Consider the following 9579-nt stretch of genomic DNA (forward strand, 5'->3'; position numbering starts at 1 on the left):
AGGATCAGATCCCGATATAGATGAATCAACGCGATGACTAATTCAGGACGTTGGTGTCGTGCAAAAGCATAAAGAAAGTAGGGAGGTTCTCGTTTTATGTACAAACAGCCGGACAAGGAGAAATGGACGGGACGGATCGACAGCGAAAGCGATGAGAAAAGTTTTCGCGTCCATCAAAAAATTCGTCTGCTTGATATAGGACAAATACAGACGCAGGTAGAAAATGCATTTGCTTTATTAGGCTTTCAATGTGATGAAGGAGTCCGCCGCAATCAAGGACGGCAAGGAGCGTATCACGCGCCGGTGGAAGTGAAAAAAGCGCTGGCGAACCTGCCATGGCACCTGCCGTCTCACACAATACTTTACGATGTGGGCGAAATTACTTGTGAAGGGGGAGAGTTAGAAAACAGCCAGAAACATTTGGGTCAGGCGGTAGAGCGCCTTATCTGCCATAACATCACGCCGGTTGTCATCGGCGGCGGACATGAAACCGCGTACGGGCATTATCTCGGTGTTCGTCAGGCGGTCGGTTCGGAAACGAAGCTTGGCATTATCAATATTGACGCTCATTTTGACATGCGCCCATATGAACAAGGGCCATCGTCGGGGACAATGTTTCGGCAAATATTAGATGAAGATGGAAACGTGGGATACTGCTGCCTCGGCATTCAACCGCTAGGCAACACGGCGGCGTTATTTGAAACCGCTAGTCGATATGGATGCACGTACGTGCTTGAGGAAGAATTGACGTTGGCAACGCTAGAGCGCGCGTATGAGATCATTGACGATTTTATCCAAAACTATGATGTACTGATGCTGACGCTTTGCATGGATGTGTTGAGTGCAAGCGCGGCACCGGGAGTGAGCGCGCCTTCGCCGTTCGGGCTTGATCCGAAAATCGTCCGCGCCCTGCTTCGTTATATTATTTCCAAGCCACAAACGATCAGTTTCGATATTTGTGAAGTGAATCCGCTTGTCGATGAAAATCGAAAAACGATTGCGTTAGCGGCCGCCTTCTGCATGGAAGCGCTCGTTCATTTCCACCGCCGCCAGCGAGCGGCGACAGGTCGGTGAAGCCGATGAAACTATTGATTGCGGAGCGGGATGAAAATGAGAGCGCGGCGATCCGTTGGCTTGTTTCCGCCTATTCGCTGCCCATTCATCACGTCTATACCGCCAATACCGTCGAGCGGACAATGAGAATATTAGAAAAGGAAACACCGGAGCTGCTATATATCGAATTGGACATGGTTTCCCATGACGATTGGGAGGAAATGACGAAATATGTGCGGCTGTTTTGCCAAAAAGTGATTGCCGTTACGGCCGAGGCAACGTTTGCCCGAGCGAAACAGGCGATTGAATGGCAGTGTGTCGATTTGCTCGTCAAACCGCTCGAGCCAGCCAAGCTGAAGCAGTGCCTTCAAAAAGCAGTGTCTTCCTTCGTCCGTCAAGAACACCTTCATCCGCTCCATTCCAACGATGCGGAACGCTATTCATACCGTTCGCTCTTTTCCGAAGAGGTAGAAGCGGCAGATGTGGCGCTATTGCTCCTGCAAACAGAAAATCCAAATAAATGGTGGGACATTGTTTCCTTTTTAACGCAATATCCGTTTCGTTATCCGACTCGCGTGCTGCCGCTGTCGAATATGGTCGTCTGTTTGCTTTCCGGTGTATCGGGCGATATGAAAGAAGAGGCATGGAAACTGCTGCGCGACTGGGAGGCGGAGTGCACGGAGCCTTTGGCGGTCGTCGCGCTGCCGCCTGATGGCGGTCAAACGGTGCGTGCGCAATATCAAACGGCGCGCCGCTTATTGGAAACGACATTTTTTATCGGGTACCGCCAGGTGATTGCCCCCGCTCCTGAATATGAACGCTGGAAGGAACTCGACCCGTTTCTAACGCCGGAAGAGCAGCGGAAATGGATTGACATGCTGCATCGGTTTGACAAGCAGGCCATCAAAACGTGGATGCAGCGTGAATTTTTGCATATGCCGACGCCGTTTCCCAACCCGGAAATGGTGCGGACAAGGCTGACGAGCATATTGGCGCAAATCCGCCGCTTTATGAAAACGTATCACCTTGATCGTGGCGAGACGGAACGCGACTATATGCGCATTTTTCATGAGATTTTATACAATCGCGTCTTATACCGCATTGTGCAGGAAATGCTTCTTTTCCTCTATGGGCTTCTCGATCGCGCGAAAGAGGCGGAAGAGCAGGCGCGCGCCGATGTGATTGAAAAAGGGATTCGCTATATTGAAGAATATTTTCGCAATCCCGATTTAACGCTTGAAAAAGTGGCTGCGGCTGTCGGCAGAAGTCCAGCGTATTACAGCCATTTGTTAATGAAAAAATACGGTATCTCATTTCGTAAGCTGCTGACGCAAACGAGAATAAAAGAGGCAAAGCGCCTGCTTGCCCAGACGGAGCTGTCCATTAAAGAAATTGCCCATCAAACCGGCTTTCGCACCTCGCACTATTTTACACGCGTGTTTAAAGAAGAAACAAAGAGGACGCCAACCGAATACCGCGATGAACAGCGCAAAGAACCGCAATGATCGAGCGGTTCTTTTTTATAAATCTAAAAAAATAAAAAAAATCTAAAGAAAATGATGCAAGATGGCCATTTCATTTCACCATTGGGGAAGAAATTCAAAAGTTTGTATACGATTTCAAAAATGGGGTGCATATATCAGAAACCGCTTTCATTTTATAATTCTTGATAAATAAAAAGAATAATGATTAAGTCGGACCATCGAGACGGCGAAAAACGTCTCTTATTCGACATTCATTCATCCTAACGGCAAGCTGACAAGTTTTATTGGTTAAAAACAAAGGAAAATGGAGGGGATCACGATGGTAACGAAACACCGGCCAGTGCAAGCATACACCGGTTCTACTTTGCATGCGAAAGGCTGGATTCAAGAGGCCGCGTTACGAATGCTGAACAACAACTTACATCCAGAGGTGGCGGAGCGCCCGGAAGATTTGGTTGTCTACGGCGGCATCGGCAAAGCGGCGCGCAATTGGGAGTGCTACGGGGCGATTGTCGAAACGCTATTAAACTTAGAAAACGATGAAACGCTGCTCATTCAGTCGGGAAAGCCAGTCGCGGTATTTAAAACGCACACGGATGCGCCAAGGGTGTTAATCGCCAACTCGAATCTTGTGCCTGCTTGGGCGACGTGGGATCATTTCCACGAACTTGATAAAAAAGGATTAATCATGTATGGCCAAATGACGGCAGGAAGCTGGATTTACATTGGCAGCCAAGGCATCGTGCAAGGCACGTACGAAACGTTTGCCGAGGTGGCGCGCCAGCACTATGGCGGCACGCTAAAAGGAACAATTACGGTGACGGCAGGTCTTGGCGGCATGGGGGGAGCACAGCCGCTCGCCGTCACGTTAAACGGCGGCGTCTGCATTGCCGTCGAAGTGGACCCAGCCCGCATCCAGCGCCGCATTGACACGAAATATTTAGACACGATGACCGATCGTCTCGATGTGGCGATCCAGATGGCGAAAAGGGCGAAGGAAGAAGGAAAAGCGCTATCGATCGGCCTGCTTGGCAACGCGGCAGAAGTGCTACCGAAAATGATCGAAATCGGCTTTATTCCGGACGTGTTGACAGACCAGACATCCGCCCACGATCCGCTTAACGGCTACATTCCGGCGGGCATGACGCTCGAGGAAGCGGGTGAGCTGCGCCAGCGCGACCCGAAACAATATATCCGCCGCGCCAAACAATCGGTCGCCGAACATGTTAAAGCGATGCTCGCCATGCAGAAACAAGGTGCGGTGACATTCGATTACGGCAACAATATCCGCCAAGTCGCGAAAGATGAAGGAGTGGAAGAGGCGTTTAATTTTCCAGGTTTTGTTCCCGCCTACATCCGTCCGCTCTTTTGCGAAGGGAAAGGGCCGTTCCGCTGGGTGGCCCTGTCAGGAGATCCGGAAGACATCTACAAAACCGATGAAGTCATTTTGCGCGAATTCAGCGACAACCAACATTTGTGCAACTGGATCCGCATGGCGCGGGAAAAAATCCAGTTTCAAGGGCTGCCGGCGCGCATCTGCTGGCTCGGCTACGGCGAACGGGCGAAATTTGGCAAAATCATTAACGACATGGTGGCGAAAGGCGAGCTGAAAGCGCCGATCGTCATCGGCCGCGATCATTTGGATTCCGGTTCTGTCGCCTCGCCAAACCGCGAAACGGAAGGAATGAAAGACGGCAGTGACGCGATCGCCGACTGGCCGATTTTAAACGCGCTTCTTAACGCGGTTGGCGGTGCAAGCTGGGTATCGGTGCACCATGGCGGCGGCGTCGGCATGGGCTATTCGATTCATGCGGGAATGGTCATTGTCGCCGATGGCACGAAAGAAGCGGAAAAACGGCTCGAGCGCGTCTTGACGACCGACCCGGGCCTTGGCGTTGTCCGCCACGCTGATGCTGGCTATGAACTCGCTATCAAAACGGCGAAAGAAAAAGGCATCCATATGCCGATGCTGAAATAAACGAAAGGAGGAAGGCGCATGCGCCCACTGTTTATCCGCAACGCCAGCCAGCTCGTGACGCTGGCCGGCAGCTCCACGGCCCCGCTTGTGAAGGAGAAAATGAACGAACTTCATATCATTGAAAATGGCAGCGTCTGGGTGGAAGACGGAAAAATTGCCGCTGTTGGAACGGACGAGGAGCTTTCGCAGCAATTTCAAGAGCGAATCGCGGAAGCGGAGATCGTCGATGCGACAGGGAAAACGGTGACACCGGGGCTTGTCGATCCGCACACGCATTTCGTATATGCGGGAAGCCGCGAAAGCGAATTCGCGATGCGTCTTAGCGGGGCGACATACATGGAAATAATGAACGCCGGCGGCGGTATTCACGCGACGACAAAAGCAACTCGGGAAGCATCGAAAGAAACATTGTATGAAGAAAGCAAGCGGCGGCTCGATCAGTTTTTGCTTCACGGCGTCACGACCGTGGAGGCGAAAAGCGGCTATGGCTTGAGTATTGAGCACGAAGTCAAACAGCTGACGGTGGCGAAACAGCTCGATGAAACCCATCCCGTCGATGTCGTGTCCACGTTTATGGGAGCGCATGCCGTACCCGCCGAGTGGAAAGACAATCCTGACGGCTTTGTCCGCGTCATCGTTGAAGAGATGATTCCGAAAGTAAGCGAGCTCGGGCTTGCCGAATTTAATGACGTCTTTTGCGAACGCGGCGTGTTCACTCCAGAACAGGCAAGAATCATTTTAGAGGCAGGAAAAGCGTACGGGCTGATGCCGAAAATTCATGCCGATGAAATCGAGCCATACGGCGGCGCGGAGCTGGCCGCGGAAGTCGGGGCGGTTTCCGCCGACCATCTCCTACGCGCTTCGGACGAAGGCATTCGCCGCATGGCGGAAAAAGGAGTGATTGCGGTGCTGCTACCGGGCACGGCGTTTTTCCTGATGACCAAGGCCGCCAATGCCCGCAAGATCATCGACGCCGGCGCAGCGGTCGCGCTTTCCACCGACTGCAATCCCGGCTCCTCGCCAACCGTATCGCTCCCGCTGATCATGAACCTCGGCTGCCTGCAGATGGGCATGACCCCTGCCGAAGCGCTGGCGGCCGTCACGATCAACGCCGCGCACGCGATCAACCGCGGCCACGAAATCGGAAGCATTGAAGTCGGGAAAAAAGCCGATTTGGTCCTTTTCGACGTCCCGAATTATATGCAGCTCATCTACCATTACGGCATGAACCATACCGATACAGTCGTGAAAAACGGCCGGGTGGTGGTGAAAAGCGGGAGGATTTGCTACTAGGCGTTGGCAACCAAAAGCACGCGCTTCTAGCGCGTGCTTTTTAACCATAAAAGACTGAATTTTTAAACAAATGAAAACAAGGTGGTGGGGAAAATGAAAGTAAATACAAGCAAACAGCCTTCGCTGCCGGTACAAACTTCCACTGGTCAGGCTTGGAAGTTTTTCATTTACAGCGCGATTGGCATTTTCATGTTTTTCGTTCCCGTCCAAATTAGGGAGACGTCCTCGATTATGCTTGACCATATCGTCTCATGGATACGTATGCAGTTTCCGGCGCTTGTACCGTATTACGCGCTCATCGTGATTGCTTTAGGCGCTGTATATCCGTTTTACACTAAAACGTGGAACAAAGATGTGGTTGCGATCGTTTTTTCCTTGTTAAAAGTATTAGGACTGATGGTAGCGATAATGTTAATGTTTAAAATCGGTCCATCTTGGCTGTTCAAACCGGACATGGGACCGTTTTTGTACGATAAACTCGTCATCTCCGTTGGTCTGTTAGTGCCGATCGGTTCCATTTTCCTCGCCCTTTTAGTCGGATACGGGCTTTTGGAATTTGTCGGAGTTTTGATGCAACCAGTGATGCGGCCGATTTGGAAAACGCCAGGACGCTCGGCGATTGATGCCGTTGCGTCGTTTGTCGGAAGTTACTCACTTGGCCTGCTCATTACGAACAAAGTATTTAAAGAAGGAAAATACACGATTAAAGAAGCGGCCATAATTGCCACCGGCTTTTCGACCGTATCGGTGACGTTCATGGTCGTTGTGGCGAAAACGCTGGGGTTGATGAACATATGGAATACGTATTTTTGGGTGACGTTTTTTGTAACTTTTGTGGTTACGGCTATTACCGTCCGGTTATGGCCGCTAAGCAAAATGAGCGATGACTATTATGATGGCAAAGGTGACCCTGAGGAAAAAGTTACGGGAAATTACTTGAAAGAAGCATGGTCAGAAGCGATGAAAGCGGTGCAGCATTCGAAAGGGCTTTGGACGAATGTGTGGGAAAACTTCAGAGATGGTTTTATCATGACGATGAGCATTTTGCCGTCGATCATGTCGGTCGGACTGATTGGGCTGCTGCTTGCTGAATATACGCCTCTGTTTGATTGGCTCGGCTATCTTTTCTATCCATTTACCCTTCTATTGCAAATTCCGGAGCCATTGCTTGCTGCCAAAGCATCAGCGATCGAGATTGCGGAAATGTTTTTGCCAGCCTTGCTTGTAACGGAAGCACCTCTCGTCACTAAATTCATCATCGCGGTCGTTTCGATTTCCGCCATTTTGTTCTTTTCCGCTGTTATTCCTTGTATTTTGGCAACGGAAATCCCGATCAGTATTCCAAAGCTATTAGTCATTTGGGCCGAGCGGACGATTTTGACGCTTATAATCGCTACGCCGATCGCGTATTTGCTGCTGTGAAGATAAAAAAGAGCCTGTCCATTCATCTCGGGCAGGCTCTTTCCATTTTATTCCCTTATTGCGTTTCCCGCTGCTGTTTCAACAAATCGCGGATTTCCATCAACAGCTCTTCTTCCTTCGTTAAAGTCGGCGCCGTATCTTTGATCTCTTCTTCCTTTTTATTGTGCCAGTACAGCTTATTCAACACTTTGACAAAAACGAAGATTGAAAAGGAGATAATGAAAAAATCAACGACGGTTTGGATAAACATGCCATATTTCACCACGGCCTTGCCAAATTTCCACGACAGTCCGCTAAAATCAACACCGCCCAGCAACAAGCCAACAAGCGGCATCAGGATGTCATTGACGAGCGAAGAAACGATTTTGCCAAACGCGCCGCCGATAATGACCCCGACGGCTAAGTCCACGACATTTCCTCGCATGGCAAATTCTTTAAATTCTTTCCACATAAAATCACCCTGTATTTGAATTTCACGTACAAAGAAATATAACATATCAGTTTGATCAGATTCTAGTCATTTTGATTTATTGGAATAAAATAACAAATTAATTTGTATAGCATTATTGACCGTTGAAACTTACAAACAAAAGCCCTAGAAAATCCATCAAATTTATTGTATTATTAATTTATCAAAGTAAAGGGGGAAGATAAGTTGGATATTGTTGTGAAAAAACAAACGAATATACAAGTAAAACAAGAAACGAACGCCCCGAAAAATCCGACTTCGTTTATTATCGCCGTAGCGTTAGTCGCATTAATCGGTGGTGCTTTGTTTTTATATAGTCGCGTTTCTTGGCAACAAGCGCTTTTATATGTGTTAGGAGCTTTTGGTGGTTTCGTGTTATATCAAGCTCGTTTTGGCTTTACGACCGCTTGGCGCAAATTCATTTTGTATCGTGAAGGTGAAGGTATTCGCGCACAAATGATTATGATGTTAGTAGCAAGCATTTTCTTCATGCCGCTATTGTTGAAAGGGTCGATATTTGGTCATCCGGTTGCGGGAAACGTTCATGATGTCGGCATTTCTGTCATTGTCGGCGCGTTTATTTTCGGAATCGGCATGCAGCTTGGCGACGGATGTGCTTCAGGGACGCTTTACCATATCGGCGGCGGAGATACGAACGGAATTGTGACACTAATCGGTTTTATCGCCGGTTCTGTTATTGCGACGACTCATTTTGATTTTTGGATGAATACACCGCATTTTGCGCCAATTTCACTCATTCATCAACTTGGCGCTGTCGGAGGCTTTCTCCTTCAACTTGTGCTATTGGCGTTCGTTTATTACGTCGTGACCGTTATCGAAAAACGCCGTCACGGAAAGCTGATTTCAGCGAAAATAGAAAACAAAAACGGCTGGAAAGCAATTTATAAAGGACCATGGTCGCTTCTTGTCGGCGCGCTTTTACTCGCCGTTATGAATGCTCTTGTATTAATGATCAACGGCAAACCGTGGGGCATTACCTCCGCGTTCGCTCTTTGGGGAGCGAAATTCGTGCAATTGTTTGGCGTCGATCCAACCGAGTGGGCATATTGGCAGGATCCAGCGAAATTAAAGGCGCTAAAAAGCCCGTTATATCAAGACACAACAACAGTAATGGATATTAGCTTGATGTTCGGCGCGCTATTAGCCGCGGCCTTTGCGGGACGATACGCAAAACCGATTCAATGGAAGCGCCCATCGCGCATGACGATCGGTGCCCTTATCGGCGGATTGATGATGGGTTACGGCACTCGTCTTGCGTTCGGCTGCAACATCGGCGCTTACTTCAGCGGCATCGCCTCTTTCAGCGTCCACGGCTGGATTTGGTTTGTCTTCGCCTTTCTCGGCAGCATCATCGGCGTCAAGCTGCGTCCGTATTGTGCGTATAAAAACTGAAAAAGGACGGAAAAGAGAAAGCGCGAGGGCGCTTTCTCTTTTTTAAATCAGTTTTTACGGTTTTCGATCTGTTTTCTAGATGAACGAAGAAAAATTACGTATTGCATGATTTGCAGTTAGAAAACGTATAGGGAGAGAACTGCCGATCTTCTTGTGCTGTTTATCATCGAAAAAACTGGCTTCCTCCTCGGTAGTGTGCAAGGAGGAAGCCGGTTTCTTTTTGCCGATATCCCGTGGATGAGATTTTTTGCAGATTTTCTCTACTATGCATTAACTAGCGGTACTAATATTGACTCCATTATTCCTAGCGAGTCAACATTTTGTACAGCTTGCTGTTGTTTATGCAACGCATCGCAGTTTAAATATATATAGGAAATAGGAAAGGAGCAGGAGACAACAGCTCTGAGGAGTAAAAATTCTTCGAGATAAATTGAACTTCTAGCCCCCAAATTTTGATAAATATGCGA

The 9579-nt window shown here is 48.9% G+C and carries 8 protein-coding genes; 6 read left to right on the forward strand and 2 right to left on the reverse strand.

The window, feature by feature from the left end; all coding sequences use genetic code 11:
- The first annotated feature begins 96 nt into the window (after positions 1 to 96).
- The 5 genes from hutG to DCC82_RS08725 all read left to right on the forward strand — a co-directional run bounded on the left by hutG (position 97) and on the right by DCC82_RS08725 (position 7230).
- Positions 97 to 1074: a formimidoylglutamase gene (gene hutG / locus DCC82_RS08705; protein WP_097355024.1), complete on the forward strand. Its 978-nt coding sequence runs from the start codon at positions 97 to 99 to the stop codon at positions 1072 to 1074.
- A 5-nt stretch (positions 1075 to 1079) separates the two neighbouring features.
- Positions 1080 to 2558: a helix-turn-helix domain-containing protein gene (locus tag DCC82_RS08710; protein ID WP_097355029.1), complete on the forward strand. Its 1479-nt coding sequence runs from the start codon at positions 1080 to 1082 to the stop codon at positions 2556 to 2558.
- Positions 2559 to 2856: 298 nt separating this feature from the next.
- Entirely contained in the window at positions 2857 to 4515 is a 1659-nt protein-coding gene (gene hutU, locus DCC82_RS08715; protein ID WP_097355025.1) for a urocanate hydratase, read from the forward strand.
- Between the two features lie 18 nt (positions 4516 to 4533).
- On the forward strand, positions 4534 to 5808 hold the full coding sequence (hutI, locus tag DCC82_RS08720) for an imidazolonepropionase (RefSeq protein ID WP_097355026.1): 1275 nt from the start codon (positions 4534 to 4536) through the stop codon (positions 5806 to 5808).
- Between the two features lie 93 nt (positions 5809 to 5901).
- The gene (locus tag DCC82_RS08725; protein ID WP_097355027.1) at positions 5902 to 7230 is read left to right on the forward strand and encodes a YjiH family protein; all 1329 of its coding nucleotides are present in this window, start codon (positions 5902 to 5904) and stop codon (positions 7228 to 7230) included.
- A gap of 55 nt (positions 7231 to 7285) precedes the next feature.
- Here the strand turns inward: DCC82_RS08725 and mscL are convergent, their stop codons facing one another.
- Complete coding sequence (gene mscL, locus DCC82_RS08730; protein WP_097355028.1) at positions 7286 to 7681, reverse strand: large conductance mechanosensitive channel protein MscL; 396 nt, start codon at positions 7679 to 7681, stop codon at positions 7286 to 7288.
- A gap of 204 nt (positions 7682 to 7885) precedes the next feature.
- Between mscL and DCC82_RS08735 the strand changes: the two genes are divergently transcribed.
- A complete protein-coding gene (locus DCC82_RS08735; RefSeq protein ID WP_081189021.1) occupies positions 7886 to 9112 on the forward strand; it encodes a YeeE/YedE family protein in 1227 nt (408 codons plus the stop codon).
- 263 nt (positions 9113 to 9375) lie between these two features.
- On the opposite strand, the gene DCC82_RS18065 is transcribed toward DCC82_RS08735, so the two are convergent.
- A partial coding sequence (locus DCC82_RS18065) for a hypothetical protein (protein WP_233252953.1) occupies positions 9376 to 9579 on the reverse strand: 204 nt, incomplete at its 5' end.

The organism is Geobacillus sp. LYN3 (genome assembly GCF_003064505.1).
GTDB classification, from domain to species: Bacteria; Bacillota; Bacilli; order Bacillales; family Anoxybacillaceae; genus Parageobacillus_B; species Parageobacillus_B toebii.